The organism is Actinosynnema sp. NPDC023658 (assembly GCF_040639995.1).
In the GTDB taxonomy this organism is placed as follows: Bacteria; Actinomycetota; Actinomycetes; order Mycobacteriales; family Pseudonocardiaceae; genus Actinosynnema.
In genome coordinates this window covers 15024-34825 of sequence record NZ_JBFAAX010000026.1, presented here as the reverse complement: position 1 = coordinate 34825, position 19802 = coordinate 15024, and the positions used below count along the sequence as shown (strand labels likewise).

The window sequence follows — 19802 nt, the reverse complement described above, 5'->3', positions numbered from 1 at the left end:
CACACCCCCCCGACTGCCCCCCCCCTGGCGGTGCGGGCCACTCGACCCCCAGTGATCGCGTATCCGCTGACGCGGACCCGAGAAGTTCTGTTGTCCCGGTCCCCCAACCGGGACGCTTCATAGAGTGCCGCAGCGCGCTGTCGTATCGCTGACGCGGCGATGACTCGTGCCGTCAGCGCCCGCCCTAGGCTGTGCCACAGGGAGGCGCAACGAGGGGATGCGAACGGATGGGCGCTGGGCCGTGGTTCGGCCTTCTCGGCCCGCTTGAAGTGCGCATACAGGGTCAGCCGGTGCCCGTCCGGGCGGGCAAGCACCGGGCGCTGCTCGCGGCCCTGTCACTGCGCGCGGGCCGGGTTGTCTCAATTGGCGAACTGGTGTCGTTCCTGTGGGGCGGCGACCCGCCCGCCCGCACGCGCGGCACCCTGCAGACCTACGTGATGCGCCTGCGGCACCTGCTGGGCGACCCGTCGTTGATCCGGACCACATCGGACGGCTACCGGTTGGTCGTGCCGCCGGAGCAGGTCGACGTGCACCGGTTCACCACGACGGCGGGCCTGGCCCGGCAGGCCGCGCAGTCCGGGCACCTGGCCGACGCGGCCGAGCTGTACGCCGAGGCGCTGGGGCTGTGGCGCGGGCCGGCGCTGTCGGACGTGCCGTCGGACGCGTTGCGCGACGACGAGGTGCCCCGGCTGGCCGAACGGCTGCTGGTCGTGCACGAGGAGCGCAACGACGTCGAGCTCGCGCTGGGCAACCACGAGCGGTTGGTGCCGGTGCTGCGGTCGTTGACCGCGGACCACCCGCTGCGCGAGCGGTTCTGGGCGCAGTTGATGGTCGCGCTGTACCGGGGCAGCAGGCAGGCCGAGGCGCTGGAGGCGTTCCGGCTGGTCGACCGGATGCTGGACGAGCAGCTGGGCATCGAGCCCGGCGCGGCGCTGCGCGAGCTGCACCAGGCGATCCTGGTGGGCGACCCGAGCCTGGCCGCGCCCGTCGAGCAGGCCGCACCGGACGTGCCCGACCAGCTGCCGCCGGACGTGCCGGGGTTCGTGGGCCGCACCGAGCTGGTGGACCGGATCTCCCGGCTGATCGCGCCGGACGGTCAGCGCACCGCGGTGCCGATCGTGGCGCTGACCGGCGTGCCGGGCGTGGGCAAGACGGCGTTGGCGGTGCACGTGGCGCACCGGCTGCGGCAGCGGTTCCCGGACGGTCGCCTGTACGTCGACCTGCGCGGGTACGCCCCGGGGCCGGCCACACCGGTGGTGGAGGTGCTGACCCGGTTCCTGCGGGCGCTCGGCGTGCCGCCGGAGCAGATCCCGGTGGACCCGGACGAGCAGAGCGGCCTGTTCCGGTCGCTGCTGGCCGGCCGGCGGATGCTGCTGGTGCTGGACAACGCCGCCGCGCCCGACCAGGTGCGCCCGCTGCTGCCCGGCGCGGCGAGCTGCCCGGTGCTGGTGACGAGCCGGGACGACCTGCGCGGGCTGATCGCCGTGGACGGCGCCCGGCGGGTCGGGCTGGACGTGTTCGAGCCGCACGAGTCGCTGGCCCTGCTCCAGCGGTCCGGGCAGGCGGCCGAGGAGCTGGCCCGGCGGTGCGGTCACCTGCCGCTGACGTTGCACGTCGCGGCGGCGTCGGTGGGCGGCGGGTCGGTCGCCCGGTACCTGGAGCGGCTGGCCGACCGCGATCCGCTCGACCTGGCGCACGCCGCCCTCACGCCGGGCGCCCGACGGCTGTTCGCGCTGCTCAGCGTCGTGCCGGGACCGGACTTCACCACGGAGGCGGCGGCGAACGCGGCCGACCTGCCGGTGCCGGAGGCGGCGGTGCTGCTCGGGCAGCTGACCGGCGCGCGGCTGGTGGGCTCCGACGGCGACCGGTACGCGTTCCACGACGAGCTGGCGCGGTTCGCCGCGGAGAGGGCCGAGGCGGCCGGCGAGGACGTCGGCGCGGCGCGCGTGCGGCTGCTGGAGTTCTACGTGCGGGCGGTCGACCACTGCGCCGAGCTGCTGTACCCGGACCTGATGCGGCTGCCCGCCCCGGCCGGGCGGCCGGTGCGGCTGCCGGGGGTCGGGACGGCGGCGCAGGCGCGGGCGTGGCTGGACGCGGAGCGGGCGAACCTGGCCGCGGCGATCCGCTCGGCGGCCGAACGGGGGCCGGCCGCGCTGTCGTGGCGGCTGGCCGACGGGCTGCGCGGGTACCTGTGGATCGGCAAGCACGTCACCGAGTGGCTGTCGACCGCGCAGTACGGGCTGGACGCCGCGCACGAGCAGCACGACGTGGCGGGCGAGGCGGCGATGCACCAGAACCTCGGCACGCTGCACTGGCGGCTCGGTGACTTCGACACCTCGATCGCGCACTACACGCGTTCGGTGGAGCTGCACCGGATGTCCGGTGACCTGGTGTCGGAGGCTGAGGTGCGCGGCAACCTCGGCGTGGTGCGGCTGGAGTCGGGCGACCTGGCGTCGGCGCGCAACGACCTGGAGACGTGCCTGGCGCTGAAGCGCGAGTTCGGCGGGCCGCGGTCGGGTGAGACGGGCGTGCTGACCGGGTTGGGCGTGCTGGCGATCGAGACCGGTGAGCTGGCGGAGGCGGTGGACCTGCTGGGCGAGGCGCTGGCGATCAGCGTGGACCACGGTCTGCGGGGCAGCGAGATCACCGCGTTGACGCTGCTCGGCGTGGCGTCACAGCTCATGGGCGAACCGCAGCGCGCGCTCACCCACCTGTCCGAGGCGTTGCGGCTGGCGACGGAGGCGGGTTTCCGCGAGGCCACCGCGCGGGTGCTGGAGAGCACCGCGTCCGTGCGCCTGGACCTGGGCGAGCACGCCGAGTCGCTGCGGCTGGCCGACCGGGCGTTGGCCGAGCTGCGGGAGGACGGTGACCAGCGGATCACCACGAACGTGCTGGTGGTGATGGCGTCCGCGAACCGCGGGCTGGGTTCGCTGCGCACCGCCGACGAGCAGTTCCAGCAGGCGCTGACCAAGGCGCGTCGGATCGGCTACCTGCCGGGCGAGGCGCGGGCGCTGGTGGGCCTGGCCGTCGTCCGCCGACTGCTGGGGCAGCTCGCGGAGGCCAAGGTCCTGGCGACGCAGGCCACCGACCTCACCGCCCGGCTCGGCCTGCGGATCACGGAGCGTTCCGCCCGCACCGAGCTGGCCGCCGTGCACCGCGCTCTGGGCGACGACGCCTCGGCCGCGGCCGAAACCGACCGCGCCGCCGACCTCCAGGAGCAGATCGGCCACCACTCCCCCTGACCGGAACGCTCGACTCACCGGTCCTGGACGTAGGACACGCGCGACGCGAACGTAGGACACGCCCGTTCCGAACGTAGGACACGCGCGACACGAACGTAGGACTCTCGCGAGAGTCCTACGTTCAGGACGCGAGAGTCCTACGTCCAGGTGCGGTGAGTTGAACGTCCAGGTCGGTCAGGTGACTGCTTGGGTGGCGCCCTGGCGGACGGGCAGGCCGGCTTCGGCGTAGCCGCGGAAGCCGCCCACCAGGTCGGTCGCCTTCGGCAGGCCCACGCGTTGCAGGTCGCGCGCCGCCAGGCTGGACGCGTACCCCTCGTTGCACAGCACGACCACGGTGGTGTCGGCGGTGAAGCCGGGGATCCGGTGCTCCCCGCCGGGGTCCAGCCGCCACTCCAGGACGATGCGCTCCACCGGGATCGAGCCGGGGATCTCGCCCTCCTCCGCGCGGTTGTGGTGCGGCCGGATGTCGACGACCAGCACGTCCTCCAGCCCGGCCAGCTCGTGCGGCTCGACGCGGCTCAACGTCCGCCGCGCCTCCTCAAGGAACTCCTCGGCGCTCACGGGCCCTCCTGGTCTGCGAGAACGCGCAGCTGCTCCAACGGCAGCCGCTGGGCGGGCAACGGCGGGATCTCGTGCGGGATGTCGGCCAGGCTCGGGTACTCCCGGGTCGGCACGAGCGGCGGCGAGTAGGCGTGCACGCTCGCCGCGCCCACCGTGCCACGGTTCTGCACGCGGTGCGCGCGCCCGGCCCCGAAACCCAGCGCGCTGCCCACGGGGCGCAGCGCGCTGCGGATCGGACCGCCGGGGTAGCGGTAGTCCTCCGCCAGCTCACCGGTCAGCACGGTGAACGAGCCCGCCGCACCGCCGTGGTCGTGCGGCTCGGTGCCCTGGCCGGGCAGCCAGCTCAGCAACCACAGCTCGACGCCCTCGGTCAGCCCGAGCCGCGCCCACCAGCGCCGGTCGGGGTCGAAGTCGAGGACGTCCAGCAGCGGCGTGGTCAGCTCGGCGGCGACGGTGGAGGTCAGGTCGCGCAGCTCGCGCGGCGTCCACAGGTCGCGCTCGGGGTGGATGATGTCGCGCAGGAACCGCACGTCCAGCTTCGGGTGCAGGTCGGCGCGCGCGATCGTCGCGGTCACGGTTGGTCGCTCCTGATGGCTACGGGTCGGGCGGGGTAGCGATCAAGACGCGACGCGGCGTCGGTGGCACCGGTCGAACCAGGTGGTCTACCGGCCGCGTCGCGTCCGGCTACAGCCGCACGACGCCACCAGGAGGAGGTCGATCGTGCGGTCGCACCAGGTGAGCAACGGGCGGGCCACACCGGCATGCTGCCACGGATCCGGAACCCGCGCAGACGGCTCCCACCAGCCAGGATTGCCTCGGTGGCGGAGGCAATCGGCCACCGAGGCACTCCCCGCCGAACGGGTCAGCTCGGCACGCGCAGCAACAGCAGGGAACGGCTCTCCAGCTCGACGGTCGACCCGGCCGCCAGGCTCCCCGCCCGCGCCGGCGACCCGTCGGCGGTGGTGGAGTCGATCACCGGTTCGTACCGGCCGCCGTACTCGGGCCCCGGCAGGGTGACCTCGATCGGGTCCGCGCCGGCGTGCACGAGCAGCAGCCACGAGTCGTCGGACACCAGCTCGCCGTCCCGTGAGCGGGACAGGCTGTTCGACCCGTCGATCCACATGCCGAGGAACCGGCGGCCGTCGTCGAACCAGTCGGTCTCGGCCATCTCCTCGCCGTCCGGCCGGAACCACACCAGGTCGGGCGCACCGGAGGCGGTGGTGCGGCCGTCGAAGAACTGCGGCTGCCGCAACGCGGGCGACGCGGCGCGCAACGTGATCACCCGGCGGGCGAACGCCAGCATCGACTCGCCCTCGTCACCGAGGTCCCAGTCCACCCACGACGTCTCGTCGTCCAGGCAGTAGGCGTTGTTGTTGCCGCCCTGCGTGCGCCACTGCTCGTCACCCGCGGTCACCATGGGCGTGCCGGTGGACAGCATCAGGGTGGCGAACAGGTTGCGCGCCTGCCGGGCGCGCAGCGCGAGCACCGCCTTGTCGTCCGTCTCGCCCTCCGCGCCGCAGTTCCACGACCGGTTGTCGTTGGTGCCGTCGCGGTTGTCCTCGCCGTTGGCCAGGTTGTGCTTCTCGTTGTACGAAACCAGGTCGCGCAGCGTGAACCCGTCGTGCGCGGTGATGAAGTTGATCGACTGCCAGGGCCGCCGCAGGTCGTCGGCGTACAGGTCGGACGACCCGGACAGCCGGTAGGCCAGGTCGCGCACGCTGGTCATGCCGCGCCAGAAGTCGCGGACCGTGTCGCGGTACCGGCCGTTCCACTCGGCCCACTGCACGCCGAAGTCACCGACCCGGTAGCCGTCGCCGGTCGCGTCCCACGGCTCCGCGATCAGCTTGCACCGCGACAGCACCGGGTCCGACGTGATCGCGGTGAGCATGGCCGACGCCCGGTCGAACCGACCGCCGCCCGGCCTGCCCAGCGTGGAGGCCAGGTCGAACCGGAACCCGTCCACGCCCATCTCGGTCGCCCAGTAGCGCAGCGAGTCCGTCACCAGCCGCACGAACTGCGGCGAACCGGCCTCGGTGGTGTTTCCGCAGCCGGTGATGTCGAGCGTGCCGCCGCCCTCGATGTGCAGGTAGTAGCCGGGCGCGTCGAAGCCCCGGTAGCACAGCGTGGGCCCCTCCGGCCCGCCCTCGCACGTGTGGTTGAAGACGACGTCGATGATCACCTCGATGCCCACCTTGTGCAGCGCGGACACCATCGTGCGGAACTCCTCCACCTCCCGGCCCGGCTCGCTGGCGTAGGCGGGGTGCGGCGCGAAGTAGCTCAGCGGCGAGTAGCCCCAGTAGTTGTGCCTGCCGCCGCGGATCAGCGACGGCTCGTCGGCGAACGCGTGCACCGGCAGCAGCTCCACCGACGTCACGCCCAGCCGCGTCAGGTGCTCCACCACGGCGGGGTGCGCCAGCCCCAGGTACGTGCCGCGCTGGTGCTCGGGCACGGCCGGGTGCTGTTGGGTGAACCCGCGCACGTGCAGCTCGTAGATCACCGCCTCCTCGAACGGCACCTCCGGCTTCACGCCGGTGTCCGGCCCGCCGGGCGAGTGGACCACCGACAGCGGCACGCTGCCCAGCGAGTCGACCGGGGACGGGCCGCCGAGCATCGGGTCGTCCACGTAGCCCAGCGCCGCGTCCAGGTCGGTGAGCGTCCCCGTGATCCGCGTCGCATACGGGTCGACCAACAGCTTCGCGGGGTTGCACCGCAGCCCGCGGGACGGGTCGTATGGGCCGTGCACGCGGTAGCCGTAGCGCTGTCCGGGGGTGACGCCGGAGATCAGCCCGTGCCACACGCCGAACGTGCGTTCGGTCAGCTCGACGCGCTCTTCCGTGCCATCTTCGCTGATCAGGCACACTTCTACGGCGTGCGCGGGCGGCGCCGAGACGGCGAAGCGCACACCTCCGGCCTCGGGGTGCGCCCCGAGGGGGAACGGTCGGCCGGCGAGCAGGATGGAGTCGGCTGCCATGTCCTCGATCTTTCCAGCACAACACGCTCGGTGCGGGGACGAGCGCGGTGAGGTTCACCGCCCCCGCCCGTACCTCCCCCCGCCGGACCACCGGCGGAGGGGGTTGCAGAACAATGGCGGCGGCGATGCATCGACGGGGCGAGGGCAGGCGTGGAAAACGAAGATCTGGTCATCCACATGCAGGGTGTTTCGGTTCGACGTGGCAAGACCACGCTGGTCGGGGACGTCGACTGGAGCGTGGAGCTGGACGAGCGCTGGGTCGTGCTCGGTCCCAACGGCGCGGGCAAGACCACGCTGCTGAGGCTGGCGAGCGCCGAGCTGCACCCGACCAGGGGCAAGGTGCACCTGCTCGGTGAGCGGATCGGCAAGACCGACGTGTTCGAGCTGCGGCCCCGCATCGGGCTGTGCTCGGCGGCGCTGAGCGCGCGGATCCCGGGCGACGAGAAGGTGGTCGACCTGGTGGTCAGCGCCGGGTACGCGGTGCTGGGCCGGTGGCGCGAGGAGTACGACCAGCTCGACACCGGACGCGCCAGGGAGCTGCTGGCCGCGATGGGCATCGAGCACCTGGCCGACCGCACCTACGGCACGCTGTCCGAGGGCGAGCGCAAGCGGACGCTGATCTCCCGCGCGTTGATGACCGACCCCGAGATGCTGCTGCTCGACGAGCCCGCGGCGGGCCTGGACCTGGGTGGCCGCGAGGACCTGGTGGCCAGGCTGTCCGAGCTGGCGATGGACCCGGACGCGCCGGCGACGGTGCTGGTCACGCACCACGTGGAGGAGATCCCGCCCGGCTTCACGCACGCGCTGCTGCTGCGCGACGGCGGCATCGTGGCGCAGGGCCTGCTGGACGACGTGCTGACCGAGGAGAACCTGTCGAAGACCTTCGACCAGCCGCTGGAGCTCCAGCGGTCGGGCGACCGGTACTTCGCCCGCCGCAAAACTACCCAGGGGTAACCTGCGAGGCGCACCGACGGAGGTCGAGGAGGACCGCGTGGCTGAGTTCGTGAGGCTCGAAGTCGAGGACGGGATCGGCACCATCCGGCTGGAGCGCCCGCCGATGAACGCGCTCAACCGGCAGGTCCAGGAGGAGATCCGGTCCGCCGCGCTGGAGGCGACCGACCGGGCCGACGTGTACTCGGTGATCGTGTACGGCGGGCCGAAGGTGTTCGCGGCCGGCGCGGACATCAAGGAGATGGCCGAGCTGTCGTACGCCGAGATGGCGGCCCGAGCGGGCGCGTTCACCTCGGCGTTGCGCGCGGTGGAGGAGATCCCGAAGCCGACCGCGGCGGCCATCACCGGCTACGCCCTGGGCGGCGGGTTCGAGCTGGCGCTGTGCGCGGACCGGCGGATCGCGGGCGACAACGCCAAGGTCGGCCAGCCGGAGATCCTGCTCGGCGTGATCCCGGGCATGGGCGGCACGCAGCGGCTGCCCCGGCTGATCGGGCCGTCGCGCGCGAAGGACCTGATCTACACCGGCCGGTTCGTGGGCGCCGAGGAGGCGTTGCGCATCGGCATGGTGGACGAGGTCGTGGCGCCGGACGACGTGTACGAGGCGGCCAAGCGGTGGGCCGGGCAGTTCGTCAACGGCCCGGTGCGCGCCTACGCCGCCGCGAAGGCCGCGATCGACGGCGGCCTGGACACCGACCTGGGCAGCGGCCTGAAGCTGGAGAGCCAGCTGTTCGCGGCGATGTTCGCCACCGAGGACCAGAAGACAGGCATGGCGTCGTTCATCGAGAACGGGCCGGGGAAGGCGAAGTTCAGTGGCCGTTGATCCGAAGCCCAACCCGCACGCCACCGCCGAGGAGATCGAGGCGGCGTACTCCGACCCCAAGCTCGCGAACGTGCTCTACCACGACTGGGAAGCCGGCACGTACGACGAGAAGTGGTCGATCTCCTACGACGAGCGCTGCATCACCTACGCCAAGGACCGGTTCCGCGCGGTCGCCGGCGACGTCGGCCCGTACGGGCACGCGTTGGAGCTGGGCTGCGGCACGGGCTTCTTCCTGCTCAACCTCATGCAGGGCGGGGTGATCGAGCGCGGCTCGGTGACCGACCTGTCGCCGGGCATGGTCGAGGTGGCGCTGCGCAACGCCGGGCAGCTCGACCTGCCGGTGGACGGCCGGGTGGCCGACGCCGAGCGCATCCCGTACGACGACGACACGTTCGACCTGGTGGTGGGGCACGCGGTGCTGCACCACATCCCGGACGTGGCCGCCGCGATGCGCGAGGTGCTGCGGGTGCTCAAGCCGGGCGGCAAGTTCGTGTTCGCGGGCGACCCCACGAACGTGGGCAACTTCTACGCGCGCAAGCTCGGCCAGCTCACCTGGTGGCTGACCACGAACGTGACCAAGCTCGCCCCGCTGACCGAGTGGCGCCGCCCGCAGGAGGAGCTGGACGAGTCCTCCCGGGCCGCGGCGCTGGAGGCGGTGGTCGACCTGCACACGTTCGACCCGTCCGACCTGGAGCGGACGGCCCGCGCGGCGGGCGCGGTGGGCGTGCGCGCGGTGACCGAGGAGCTGTCGGCGGCGTTGTTCGGCTGGCCGGTGCGCACGTTCGAGGCCGCCGTGCCGCGGGAGAAGCTGGGCTTCGGCTGGGCGATGTTCGCCTACCGGACCTGGCAGCGGCTGTCCTGGGTGGACGAGAACGTGCTGGCCAAGGTGCTGCCGCGCGAGGTGTTCTACAACGTCTCCGTGACGGGTCGCAAGCCGGTCTAGTGGCCTACGCCTTCAGCCTCGACGACGTGGCGCACCTGCGGTCGGACGCCGGACGCGCCGCGTTGTCGGCGTTGGCGGACCTGCCGCTGACGCCCGCGTCGCGGCTGTCGGACGTGCGGCGGGCCAAGGAGGTCTCGCCGGACCGCTTCGCGGCGGTGCTGGAGACGGTGCTGCTGCGGCGCAAGGCGGGCAAGCTCGCCTTCACCGACGGGCTGTTCACCTCCGACGCGCTCCAGCAGGCGACCGCGCACGCGGTGGCCGTGCACCGGGCCCGGCGGTTCGGCGGGCCCGTGCACGACGTGACGTGCTCGATCGGCGCCGACCTGGCCGCGTTGCCGGAGTGGTCGGTCGGGTCCGACCTCGACCCGGTGCGGCTGGCCATGGCGCGGCACAACCTCGGTGACGCGGTGCCGCTGGTCCGGGCGGACGCGCAGCGCCCGGTGTCGCGGGGCACGGCGGTGCGGGCCGACCCGGCCCGGCGTGACGCGACCGGGCGGCGGACGTGGCGGCCGGAGGACTTCGCGCCGCCGCTGGACGAGCTGGCCGAGGCGTACGCGTCGCGGGACCTGGCGGTGAAGTGCGCGCCCGGCGTGGACTTCGCGGTCGCGCCGTGGGCCGACGAGGTCGAGCTGGTGTCGTTGGACGGGCAGGTGCGCGAGGCGTGCCTGTGGACGCGCGGCCTGGCCACGCCCGGCGTGTCCCGGCGGGCGAGCGTGCTGCGGTCGGACGGTCCCGGGTGGACCATCACCTCCGCCGAGCCCGACGACTGCCCGGTGCGCGAGCCGGACGAGTGGCTGGTCGACCCGGACGGCGCGGTGGTGCGCGCCGGGCTGGTGCGCCACTACGCGGCCCGGCACGGGTTGGCGCAGCTGGACGAGCGGATCGCCTACCTGACCGGGCCGACGCCGCCGCCCGGCGTGCGGGCGTTCCGGGTGGTGGAGCACGGGCACTACAGCGAGAAGGCGCTGCGGTCCGCGCTGCGGGCGCACGACGTGGGCCGGCTGGAGATCCTGGTGCGCGGGCTGGACGTCGACCCGAACGCGCTGCGGCCGAGGCTGAAGCTCACCGGGTCCGGTGACGCGACGGTGGCGCTGACCCGCATCGGCCGCCGCCCGGTCTACCTCCTGGCGCACGCCGAGCGCACCTAGCCCGCCAGGGTCGCCAACCTCTCGAACAGGAACGCGCGCAACCCGTCGAGGTCGGCGTCCACCGCGATGTCCAGCGTCTTCGGCGCGTCCACCTCCAGCCTCTGGTCCACCACGAGCGCGCCCCGGTTCGGGCCGAACGAGCAGTCGACGTCCACCGGGAACGGGGTGTGCGCGAGGATGCCCGGCCGCACGGCCTCGGCCACCGCGACCGCGTCGTGCACGGCCATGCCGTCCCAGCCCAGGAACTTGCGGTAGGTCGCCAGGTAGTCGGGGGTGAGGCCGACCAGCGTGGCGGCGGCGGGGGAGGTCCCGGCCAGGTCGTCCAGCCACCGGCTGCTGACCGCGCACCGGCGGGTCAGGTCCATCGGCACCAGCGTGGTCGGCACGTCCTCCTCGACCAGCACGCGGCGGGCGGCCTCGGGGTCGCTCCAGACGTTGAACTCGGCCGTGGCGGTGATGTTGCCGCCGTTGACGCCGCCGCCCATCACGACGAGCCGACCGATCTTCGGCTTGAGGTGGGGGTGCGTGGCGAGCAGCAGCGCGATGTTGGTGAGCGGGCCGATGGGCACGATCGTGACCGGCCGGTCGGCCTGTTCCAGGAGCTCCCGCAGCAACGTGACGGCGTCGCGCGGGTCGGGGCCGCGCGTCGGTTCGGGCAGGGTGTCGGCGAAGCCGGAGAGGCCGTCCGAGCCGTGGGCGCTGGACAGGTGCGGGTGGGGGTGGACCAGCGGCCGGGACGCGCCCACGCCGACCGGCACGTCGTCCCGGCCGAGCAGGGCGAGCAGGCGCAGCGCGTTGCGGGTGGTGTTCTCCAGCGAGACGTTGCCGAAGACGGTGGTCACCCCGATCAGCTCCACGTCGGGGCTGGCGGCGGCGAGGGCGAGGGCGAACGCGTCGTCCACGCCGGGGTCGGTGTCGATGATCAGCGGAGTGGTCACGGGCACCACTCTGACATGGCGGCCGAGGTGCCGTCGGCGGCTAGAGTGCCTGCGTGACGAGCATGTGGGGTGCCCCGGTGTGGACGAGGTGGCGCAGGTCGCGCCGCGACCCGGCGCAGGCGAGGTTCCTCACGGTGGCGTCGTTGCGCTGGGTCCTGCGGCACCGCGCGTACACGCCCTGGTACCTGGTCCGGTACTGGCGGCTGCTGAAGTTCCGCATCGCGAACCCGCACGTGGTGCTGAGGGGCATGGTGTTCCTCGGCAAGAAGGTCGAGCTGCACTGCCGCCCCGGCTACGGCCGGCTGGAGATCGGCCGCTGGGTGCACATCGGTGACGGCAACGCCATCCGCTGCCACGAGGGGTCGCTGCGGATCGGTGACAAGGCCGTGTTCGGCAAGGACAACACGGTGAACTGCTACCTGGACGTGGAGATCGGCGCGGCCACGCTGATCGCGGACTGGGTCTACGTCTGCGACTTCGACCACGTGACCGCGGACATCACGCTGCCGATCAAGGACCAGGGCATCGTGAAGTCGCCGGTGCGCATCGGGCCGGACTGCTGGCTGGGCACCAAGGTCACCGTGACCCGCGGCACGCGGATCGGCCGCGGGTGCGTGATCGGCGCGCACGCGGTGGTGCGCGGCGACGTGCCGGACTTCAAGATCGCGGTGGGGATGCCGGCGCGGGTCGTCAAGGACCGCCGTGCCGACTACGAGGCCGACGCCGTGCGCCGCGCCGCCGTCGCGGACATGGCCCGCAAGGCCCAGGAGGCCTTGGAGCAGTCCCGCAACGGTTCCTCGACCCCCTAGACGGGCTGGAGCTCCTCGCCCGCCTTGCGGTCGTACTCCTCCTGCGCGGTGCGGATGTCCTCGATGTGGGTCTCCGACCACACCCTGATCGAGTCCATCAGGCTGCCCACGCTCTCGCCCAGCGGAGTGAGGCGGTACTCGACCCGGGGCGGCACGCTGGGGTAGACGGCGCGGTGCACGAGGCCCGCCCGTTCCAGGTCCCGCAGGGTCTGGGTGAGCATCTTCTGGGTGATGCCGTCGAGGCGGCGGCGCAGTTCGCCGAAGCGCATGGTGCCCGGCCGCAGGGCGCTGATCACCAGGCAGACCCACTTGTTGGTCAACAGGTCGAGCACCGCTCGGGACGCGCAGCTGCGGATGAAGGCGTCCGCACCACCAATGGCTCGCAGGTCAGGGATGGTATACACAAGGTACCTAGATACCATTTGGGTGCCTTCTTCACAACAGGTACCACCTCGCGTGATCCTTTTCCCATGACGAACGAGATGCGAGCGGTCCTGGTCGAAGCCTTCGGGGAGCCGGAGGTCCTGCGGGTCCGGGACGTCCCCCGGCCGGTGCCGGCGTCGGACGAGGTGCTGGTCGAGGTGCGCGCGGCCGGCGTGAACCCGATCGACTGGAAGGTGCGGCGCGACGGCTTGTGGCACACCGCCCCGTGGGCGCCGGGCTGGGACGTCTCCGGCGTGGTGGTGTCGGTGCCGGCGGGGGAGAACCGGTTCGAGGTCGGGGACGAGGTGTTCGGGATGCCCCACTTCCCGCGCCCGGCCGGCGCGTACGCCGAGTACGTCGCCGCACCCGCTCGCCACTTCGCCCGCAAGCCCGCCAACCTCGACCACGTGCACGCGGCGGCCCTGCCGCTGGCCGCGCTCACCGCCTGGCAGGCCCTCACCGAGGCCGCCCGCGTGCAGCCGGGCGAGCGGGTCCTCGTCCACGCCGCCGCGGGCGGTGTCGGCCACCTCGCCGTGCAGCTGGTGAAGGCGCTGGGCGCGTCGGCCATCGGCACCGCGAGCGCCGCCAAGCACCCCCTGCTGCGCCGCCTGGGCGTGGACGAGCCGGTGGACTACCGGACGCGGGACTTCGGTGACCTGGAACCCGTCGACGTGGTGCTCGACCTGATCGGCGGCGACGACTACGAGCAGCGGTCGATGCGCGTGCTGCGGCCCGGCGGACGGTACGTCGGCGCTGTCAACCCCGGCGCCCTGCCGAGGCTCCAGGCCGCCGCCGCGGAACTGGGCGTCCGCGCCGCCACGGTGTCCGTCGTCCCGGACCACGCGGCGCTGGAGCACATCGCCGGACTGGTGGAGCGCGGCGAGCTGGAGGTGGTCGTCGCGGAGACCTTCGCGCTGGAGGACGCGGCCAAGGCGCACGAGGTGGGCGAGGCCAACCGGACCGCCGGCAAGCTCGTGCTCACCGTGTGACGGCTCAGAGGAACGCGTTGCCGGTCGGGATCTTCGGGCGGCCCAGCGGCTGGTGGGGGCGGGCGGTCGCGGAGCGGTAGACGGCGGTGGTGCCGGTGGCGATCCTGGACCAGTCGAAGTCGGTCGCCAGGCGGGACTTCGCGGCGCGGGCGCGGCGGGTGGCGGCGGGGCGGTCGTCCAGGACCGAGCGGACCGCGGTCGCCAGGGCGTCGACGTCGCCGGGGGCGAAGGACAGGCCCGTCACGCCGTCCAGGACGACCTCGCCCAGGCCGCCCGCGGTCGAGGCGACGAGCGGGGTGCCGGCCGCGGCGGCTTCCAGCGCCACGATGCCGAACGGCTCGTACCTGCTCGGCAGCACGACCGCGTCCGCCGCCGCCAGCGCCGCCGCCAGGGCCCGGTCCGACAGGTGGCCGACGAAGTCCACCGCCCGCCGCACCTTGTGCTTGCGCGCCTGGTCGACCAGCCAGTCCCGGTGGGTGCCCGTGCCCGCGACGACCAGGCGGGTGCCGGGGTGGGCCCGCCGGATCCGGGGCAGGGCGGCGATCAGGTCCTGCACGCCCTTCTCCCACTCCAACCGCCCGAAGAACAGCAGCAGCGGCGTGCCGTCGGGGCTGTGCGCGGCACGGGCGGCGGTCACGTCGGACGACCGGACCCGCCACCGGCGCGGCTCGATGCCGTTGTGCAGCACGGTGACCGACGACGGCTCCACCTCGAACAGGTGCGCCACCTCGGTCCGCATCGCCGCCGAGCACGTGATCAGCGCGTCCGCCCGGTTGGCCAGCCACCACTCGACCGAGTGCACCTGCTGGTTCAACGTCTGCGACAGCCACCCGCTGTGCCGCCCGGCCTCGGTCGCGTGCACGGTCGCCACCAGCGGCGCGTCGCACAGCTCCGCCAGGACGATCGCGGGGTGGGTGACCAGCCAGTCGTGCGCGTGCACGACGTCCGGCCGCCAGTCGCGCAGCAACGCCGCCCCGGCCCGCGTCATCGCGTGGCCCATGGCCAGCGTCCACGCCACCAGGTCCCGCTCGAACACCAGGTGCGCCGGGTCCTCGGCCACCCGGATGAGCCGCACGCCGTCCACCACCGCGTCCGACGTCGGGTGCGTGACCGCGTCCGTCCCGGCCGGCTGGCGGCACAGCACGACCACGTCGTGCCCCTGCGCGGCCAGGTGCCCGGCCAGCGCGTGCACGTGCCGACCCAAGCCGCCCACGACGACGGGCGGGTACTCCCAGGACAACATCAACACGCGCATGGGCCATCCTCGCATCCCCGGATCACTATGCTGGGAAAGACCGCAAGAAGTGGGGGGACGGTCATGCAGCCTTGGCTCTGGGCGGTTCTGTTCTGCGCCGTGGTGCTCGCGCTGGGGTTGGTCGTGGACCGGAGGGCCCGCGCGAAGCGCGCCGGCCTCACCCGACCGGCCGACACCAAGGGGCGCTCGAAGGCGGACCCGGTGGTGCAGGCCCGGATCGACCACCCCGGATCGGCGGGCATCGCGTTGCGGCTGCACGGCGACGGCACGAACAACGGGGGCTCCAACTAGACCAGCCCCCGGGCATCGAGCCGGCCGAACGGCCCGTCCACCAGGCGCAGCTCGGCGGCTCGGGCGTGCCCGCGCCCGGCCCGCCGCAGGGCGACCAGCTCGCTGAACCGGTCCGCGTGCACCTTGGCCCGGTACCGGGCGTAGTCCGCGGCCGAGTCCTTGGTGACCATGAACGCCCAGTCGCTGGACAGCGCCAGCAGCGCCTCGCGCACGGCCTGGTCCGCGACCGGGTCGCGCACCGCGCCGGACAGGTCCAGCGCCAGCAGCTCGCGCTGGACCTCGGCGTTGCCGTGCACGATGTCCGCGACCTGCGGCCCGTTCCACACCTGCCAGTCCTTGCCCGAGCCCCACGACGACGGCGGCACCTCGACCGGCGTGCCGACGTGCCCGGCCTCGACCGCGCCGCGCAGCGTCGTGACCCGCACCCCGGCCTCCGGCAGCGACCGCAGCACGGCCTCCAGCCACGCCGGGCCCTCGTGCCACCAGTGCCCGTACAGCTCGGTGTCGTACGCGGCGACCACCAGGGACGGCCTGCCGTGCTGCTCCTTCAACGCCCGCAGCCGCCGCACCACCGTGTCCACGAAGTCCGCCGCGTGCCGCCGCACGGCCTCCGCGGCCAGGTCCGGGTCGTAGGGCCGCTTGTCGACCGGCTCCACGTTCTTCCCGGTCACCCGGGACGTCTTGAGCCCGCTGGGGTGGTCGTAGGTGTGGAAGTCGCGGTACGCCGCGTCGCCGGGGTAGCCGACCTTGGGCGACCACACCCGGTACGAGACCTCCAGGTCGCGCCCGAAGCACACCACGTCCGACGTGCCGACCGGCCTGCCCGCCGCGGTGTCGCCGCGCAGCGAGGGGCCGTCGACCAGGAACCGCCGCACGCCCGCCCGCGCGTAGTCGTGCTCGATGCCCGGCGCGTAGGCGCACTCCGGCGCCCAGATGCCCTCGGGCGCCGACCCGATCCGCAGCGCGGTGTCGGCCAGCCCGGTGCGCAACGAGAACGCCCGCAGCCGCGGGTCGAGCAACGGCTGGAACGGGTGCGCGGCCGGGCCGCCCAGCAGCTCGACCGTGCGGGAGTCCACAAGGGACCGCAGCACCGGCGAGAAGCCGTGCCGCCACCGGGTCTCGAACCGCTCCAGCGCCCACGCCGACGCGCGGTGCTCCCGCGCGGCCAGGTCCGGCAGCCGGGACGACGCGGTGTGCGCGCGCAGCTGCCAGTTGCCCAGCCAGTCGTGCACGCCCCGCAGGCTGTACGGGTCGTCGAGCTGCGCGGCCAGGATCGGCGTCACGCCCAGCGTCAGCACGTCCTCGCGGCCCTCGGCGGCGAACCGCTCCAGCAGGTCCACCACCGGCAGGTACGAGTGCGCCCACGCCTGGTACAGCCACTCCTCACCGACCGGCCAGGCGCCGTGGTGCGCCAACCACGGCAGGTGGCTGTGCAGGACCAGGCAGAACGTCCCCTCGTCGGCCGTCACGGGCGCACCGCCACGGCGACCAGGTCCAGGCTCGCGTCCAGGTCGTCGGTGGTGATCTCGAAGTCCTCACTGCGCACCGACGCCACGGCCGCCAGCAGGTCGTCCGGCCACCCGCCGCCGTCGACCGCCACGGCGACCTGCGCGTCGATGACGGACCCGCCGAACCTGCCGTCCACCGCGCGCAGCGCCGGTCCGTGCCGCAGCCCGGCCAGCAGCTCGACCCGCAGGCCCGCGCCGACCAGCAGCCCACGCAGCTCGTCGGGCGCGAGCTCACGGGTGTGGAACGGGTTGAGCGGGGTGTCCCGGCCGGGGGAGAAGGTGATCCGGTTCGGCGTGGTGACCAGCAGCTTCCCGCCGGGCCGCAGCACTCGCGCGCACTCCGCCAGGAAGCCCTCCTGGTCCCACAGGTGCTCGATGACCTGGAGGTTCGCCACCACGTCCACGCTGCCCTCGCGCAACGGGAGGGAGGCCAGGTTGCCGCGCAGCACGGCCAGCTCCGGGTACGCGCGCCGCGCGTGCGCGGCGGTGAGCTCGTCGTAGTCGAGCGCGACGACCCGCGCGGCGTGCTCCGCGATCAACGCCGCGCCGTAGCCCTCGCCGCACCCGGCCTCCAGCACGACCGCGCCGACGCAGTGCCGGACCAGGTCCAGGTACGCCGCCTCGTGGCGCCGGAACCAGTAGTTCTCCTCGGAGATCCCCGGCACGGTGCGCTCACCGGTGAGGGGCAGCGGCTCGACGGTCACCGGGTCAGCCTAGTTGTCCGTTACTCGCGGGTAGCCATCGCCCGGTCGTACGGACTTCACTGTTTCGTGTGAACCTTTTATCACCCGATAGCTGGTAATTGTCGCCGTCGGCTTTCCTGAAAAGGGACATAATTCCGGGAAAGTAACACCATCGGGTGAGCTACACCTATCTTGCGTTGATCTTCCCTGATGGTGTTTCCGCTGTACACGGGATGCATCGACCGAGTGGTGCGAGGGTAGTCGTGGGTGGTCACGAGCCGCTCGGGTGCCTTACGCTCGGTACCCTCGGCCAATCTTCGAACGAGCGGGGCCGCCATGGGTGCGAAAGAGCCGGAGATTGTTCCACTGCACGCTGGTTTCGACGTCGTCTACCGGGGTTTCCACCGCCGTCAGGTTCTCGAGCACCTCGAGCACCTCGAAGAACAGCTGAAGTACACGACCCTGGACCGCGCCGAGGCGCTGGCCCAGGCGGCCGACCTGCGCAAGCTGCTGGAGATGACCAGGAAGGACCTGGACGACGCCCGCGCCCGCATCGAGCGGCTGGAGATGTCACCCAACACGACGACCGGCGCGTCCGAGCGGCTGCACCGGATGCTCACGCTCGCCGAGGACGAGGCGAACGAGCTGCGGTTGCGCGCCGAGCGGGACGTCGCGGCGCTGCGCGAGCGCACCGAGGCCGAGCTGGCCGACCGGCGCGACCAGGTCGAGCGGGAGCTGGCCGCGCAGCGGGCGGAGGTCGACGCGCACGCGCGCGAGCTGAGCGAGGCCGCCAACCTCCGCGCCGCCGAGCTGGACCAGGGCGCGCTCGACCTGGAACGCCGCCGGGTCGAGGTCGAGGCGCACCTCAAGGCGCGGCTGGAGGAGGTCGAGGCCGAGTGCGCCGCCACCACCGCCGCGGCGGAGCAGGAGGCGGAGCGGCTGGTGCGGGAGGCGCACGAGCGGTGCGGGCAGCTGGAGGCGGAGTCCGACGCCAAGCGCGCCAAGGCGCAGAACTTCTTCGAGCTGACCATGAACAGGAGGCGCCACGAGGCCGAGCAGCACTTCGCGGAGCAGGAGGAGCTGGCCAAGGCGCGGGCCGCGTTCCTGATCAAGCTCGCCGCCCGCGAGGCGCACCGGCGCATCGACGAGATCCGGCGGCAGTCCGACGACCTGCGCGAGCTGCGCCGGATGGTGGGCTCGCAGCTCGCCTCGGCCCGGGTCGCGCTGGAGTCGGCGGCCGACCGGGTGCCGAGCCTGATCCCGGAGCAGACGAGCGGCGAGCAGGGCGTCGGGCCGGTCGACGGCCGCCCGGACGGTGCCCGGCAGGTCGACGGTCAGCAGGTCGACGGTCAGCAGGACGGTGACCGGCAGGTGGACGGCAGGCAGGTGGACGCGCAGCAGAGGGGTGGGCAACCGGTGGGTGCGGAGCAGGCGACCGGCGACGACCAGCGGGTCGGTGCTTGATGGCGGTGCGGCGGGTGCTGCCCGTCCTGCCGTGGGCGCTGGGTCTCGTGGCGGCGTCGGTCGCGATCACGGCGTTCGGCTTCCCGGCGGCGAGCGGTGGCGCGATCGGCGGTGACGTGGTGGACGGCGGCGTGGTCACGGGTGGTCGCGTCACGCACCCGACGAAGGCGCCGGTGCGGCCGACGGTGGAACCGGCGGGTGCGCCGGCGGGGACGCGCTGATGACCGAGCTCGCGGTCGTGTTCGGGTTGTGCGCCTTGTCGTTCGCGGCGGGCTGCGTGCTGACGGCCGTCATGCTCCGGCGCGACCAGCCGCCCGAGCAGGCGCCGGAACCGGTGGAGGACCCGCCGGCGCCGAGGTTCGAACCCCGGTTCCCACCGGAGGAGTACGCGACCAGGCCGATCCACCGCAACCCGGTGGTGGGCATCCCGACGGCGTTGCCCGCGCCGGAACCCGCCCGTCCTAACCTGGTCCTGGTGCCGCGGCCGCACCCCGCGACCGGGCACGCCGTCGGCCGGGACGAGGTGCGCCTGCACGTCGTCCGCACCGGCGCCGAGCCGGAAACCGGGACCGGACAACCGGAAGACGCCGCCGGAGCCGAACCCGCCGGACCACCGGGGGTCGAAGAACCCCGGTCCGCCGACGAGGTGGAGCCGGTCGTCCTGACGGCGACGGCCGGTCCCGAGCCGGTCCTCGTCGAGGTGCCGGCGGACGATCCACGTCCGGAGCGGCCCGCCGGTGCTCGAACCGGTGGCGGGCCGCCGGACGTCGACGGTTCGGAGCGCTCGGGTTCCTAGTTCCCACAAC

General features: G+C 73.3%; 19 protein-coding genes. 11 read left to right on the top strand and 8 right to left on the bottom strand.

Annotated features, from left to right (window positions below):
* The first annotated feature begins 290 nt into the window (after positions 1–290).
* Positions 291–3242, top strand: a complete 2952-nt coding sequence (locus tag AB0G02_RS05950) for a BTAD domain-containing putative transcriptional regulator (protein ID WP_360789958.1) — start codon at positions 291–293, stop codon at positions 3240–3242.
* A gap of 174 nt (positions 3243–3416) precedes the next feature.
* Here AB0G02_RS05950 and AB0G02_RS05945 read toward each other — a convergent pair whose 3' ends face one another.
* From AB0G02_RS05945 to glgX, 3 genes are all read right to left on the bottom strand, one after another.
* Positions 3417–3803, bottom strand: coding sequence for a rhodanese-like domain-containing protein (locus AB0G02_RS05945; RefSeq protein WP_360789955.1), 387 nt, complete (start codon positions 3801–3803; stop codon positions 3417–3419).
* The gene (locus tag AB0G02_RS05940) at positions 3800–4378 is read right to left on the bottom strand and encodes a cysteine dioxygenase family protein (RefSeq protein ID WP_360789953.1); all 579 of its coding nucleotides are present in this window, start codon (positions 4376–4378) and stop codon (positions 3800–3802) included. The genes AB0G02_RS05945 and AB0G02_RS05940 overlap by 4 nt, the downstream gene beginning before the upstream one ends.
* A 287-nt stretch (positions 4379–4665) precedes the next feature.
* Complete coding sequence (glgX, locus tag AB0G02_RS05935) at positions 4666–6774, bottom strand: glycogen debranching protein GlgX (protein ID WP_360789950.1); 2109 nt, start codon at positions 6772–6774, stop codon at positions 4666–4668.
* Between the two features lie 177 nt (positions 6775–6951).
* On the opposite strand from glgX, the gene AB0G02_RS05930 reads away from it, so the two are divergent.
* Genes AB0G02_RS05930 through AB0G02_RS05915 form a run of 4 tightly spaced genes read left to right on the top strand, consistent with a single transcriptional unit; the run spans position 6952 to position 10636 of the window.
* Positions 6952–7728, top strand: a complete 777-nt coding sequence (locus tag AB0G02_RS05930; RefSeq protein ID WP_360789961.1) for an ABC transporter ATP-binding protein — start codon at positions 6952–6954, stop codon at positions 7726–7728.
* A 37-nt stretch (positions 7729–7765) separates the two neighbouring features.
* Entirely contained in the window at positions 7766–8545 is a 780-nt protein-coding gene (locus tag AB0G02_RS05925) for an enoyl-CoA hydratase-related protein (RefSeq protein ID WP_360789947.1), read from the top strand.
* Complete coding sequence (locus AB0G02_RS05920; RefSeq protein WP_360789944.1) at positions 8535–9488, top strand: class I SAM-dependent methyltransferase; 954 nt, start codon at positions 8535–8537, stop codon at positions 9486–9488. Before AB0G02_RS05925 ends, AB0G02_RS05920 begins: the two co-directional genes overlap by 11 nt.
* A complete protein-coding gene (locus tag AB0G02_RS05915; RefSeq protein ID WP_360789941.1) occupies positions 9488–10636 on the top strand; it encodes a class I SAM-dependent methyltransferase in 1149 nt (382 codons plus the stop codon). Before AB0G02_RS05920 ends, AB0G02_RS05915 begins: the two co-directional genes overlap by 1 nt.
* Here the strand turns inward: AB0G02_RS05915 and AB0G02_RS05910 are convergent.
* Positions 10633–11574 (bottom strand): nucleoside hydrolase, encoded by a 942-nt coding sequence (locus AB0G02_RS05910; RefSeq protein WP_360789938.1) that lies wholly within the window; start codon positions 11572–11574, stop codon positions 10633–10635. The genes AB0G02_RS05915 and AB0G02_RS05910 overlap by 4 nt on opposite strands.
* 53 nt (positions 11575–11627) lie before the next feature.
* On the opposite strand from AB0G02_RS05910, the gene AB0G02_RS05905 reads away from it, so the two are divergent.
* Positions 11628–12383: an acyltransferase gene (locus AB0G02_RS05905; protein ID WP_360789936.1), complete on the top strand. Its 756-nt coding sequence runs from the start codon at positions 11628–11630 to the stop codon at positions 12381–12383.
* Here AB0G02_RS05905 and AB0G02_RS05900 read toward each other — a convergent pair.
* Positions 12380–12805, bottom strand: a complete 426-nt coding sequence (locus AB0G02_RS05900; protein WP_360789933.1) for a helix-turn-helix domain-containing protein — start codon at positions 12803–12805, stop codon at positions 12380–12382. The two genes, AB0G02_RS05905 and AB0G02_RS05900, sit on opposite strands and share 4 nt — an antisense overlap.
* Before the next feature lie 48 nt (positions 12806–12853).
* Between AB0G02_RS05900 and AB0G02_RS05895 the strand changes: the two genes are divergently transcribed.
* Complete coding sequence (locus AB0G02_RS05895) at positions 12854–13795, top strand: NADP-dependent oxidoreductase (RefSeq protein WP_360789930.1); 942 nt, start codon at positions 12854–12856, stop codon at positions 13793–13795.
* Between the two features lie 4 nt (positions 13796–13799).
* Here AB0G02_RS05895 and AB0G02_RS05890 read toward each other — a convergent pair whose 3' ends face one another.
* Positions 13800–15050, bottom strand: a complete 1251-nt coding sequence (locus AB0G02_RS05890) for a glycosyltransferase family 4 protein (protein ID WP_360789927.1) — start codon at positions 15048–15050, stop codon at positions 13800–13802.
* Positions 15051–15113: 63 nt separating this feature from the next.
* Here AB0G02_RS05890 and AB0G02_RS05885 point away from each other — a divergent pair, with 63 nt between their 5' ends.
* Positions 15114–15341: a hypothetical protein gene (locus AB0G02_RS05885; protein ID WP_360789924.1), complete on the top strand. Its 228-nt coding sequence runs from the start codon at positions 15114–15116 to the stop codon at positions 15339–15341.
* On the opposite strand, the gene AB0G02_RS05880 is transcribed toward AB0G02_RS05885, so the two are convergent.
* Positions 15338–16810 (bottom strand): glycoside hydrolase family 57 protein, encoded by a 1473-nt coding sequence (locus AB0G02_RS05880; RefSeq protein WP_360789922.1) that lies wholly within the window; start codon positions 16808–16810, stop codon positions 15338–15340. The two genes, AB0G02_RS05885 and AB0G02_RS05880, sit on opposite strands and share 4 nt — an antisense overlap.
* Entirely contained in the window at positions 16807–17553 is a 747-nt protein-coding gene (locus AB0G02_RS05875; protein ID WP_360789920.1) for a class I SAM-dependent methyltransferase, read from the bottom strand. The genes AB0G02_RS05880 and AB0G02_RS05875 overlap by 4 nt, the downstream gene beginning before the upstream one ends.
* A 315-nt stretch (positions 17554–17868) precedes the next feature.
* Here AB0G02_RS05875 and AB0G02_RS05870 point away from each other — a divergent pair, with 315 nt between their 5' ends.
* From AB0G02_RS05870 to AB0G02_RS05860, 3 genes are read left to right on the top strand one after another with little or no spacing between them, the layout of a single operon-like run.
* The gene (locus tag AB0G02_RS05870) at positions 17869–18996 is read left to right on the top strand and encodes a hypothetical protein (RefSeq protein WP_360789917.1); all 1128 of its coding nucleotides are present in this window, start codon (positions 17869–17871) and stop codon (positions 18994–18996) included.
* Complete coding sequence (locus AB0G02_RS05865; RefSeq protein WP_360789914.1) at positions 18996–19217, top strand: hypothetical protein; 222 nt, start codon at positions 18996–18998, stop codon at positions 19215–19217. The genes AB0G02_RS05870 and AB0G02_RS05865 overlap by 1 nt, the downstream gene beginning before the upstream one ends.
* Positions 19217–19792, top strand: coding sequence for a hypothetical protein (locus AB0G02_RS05860; protein ID WP_360789911.1), 576 nt, complete (start codon positions 19217–19219; stop codon positions 19790–19792). The genes AB0G02_RS05865 and AB0G02_RS05860 overlap by 1 nt, the downstream gene beginning before the upstream one ends.
* Positions 19793–19802: the final 10 nt, after the last annotated feature.

Coding starts and splice junctions, on each gene's coding strand:
- glgX (WP_360789950.1), bottom strand. CDS start 6,774: ATGGCAGCCGACTCCATCCTGCTCGCCGGCCGACCGTTCCCCCTCGGG.
- AB0G02_RS05930 (WP_360789961.1), top strand. CDS start 6,952: ATGCAGGGTGTTTCGGTTCGACGTGGCAAGACCACGCTGGTCGGGGAC.
- AB0G02_RS05900 (WP_360789933.1), bottom strand. CDS start 12,805: ATGGTATCTAGGTACCTTGTGTATACCATCCCTGACCTGCGAGCCATT.
- AB0G02_RS05895 (WP_360789930.1), top strand. CDS start 12,854: ATGACGAACGAGATGCGAGCGGTCCTGGTCGAAGCCTTCGGGGAGCCG.
- AB0G02_RS05890 (WP_360789927.1), bottom strand. CDS start 15,050: ATGCGCGTGTTGATGTTGTCCTGGGAGTACCCGCCCGTCGTCGTGGGC.
- AB0G02_RS05885 (WP_360789924.1), top strand. CDS start 15,114: ATGCAGCCTTGGCTCTGGGCGGTTCTGTTCTGCGCCGTGGTGCTCGCG.
- AB0G02_RS05870 (WP_360789917.1), top strand. CDS start 17,869: ATGGGTGCGAAAGAGCCGGAGATTGTTCCACTGCACGCTGGTTTCGAC.
- AB0G02_RS05865 (WP_360789914.1), top strand. CDS start 18,996: ATGGCGGTGCGGCGGGTGCTGCCCGTCCTGCCGTGGGCGCTGGGTCTC.
- AB0G02_RS05860 (WP_360789911.1), top strand. CDS start 19,217: ATGACCGAGCTCGCGGTCGTGTTCGGGTTGTGCGCCTTGTCGTTCGCG.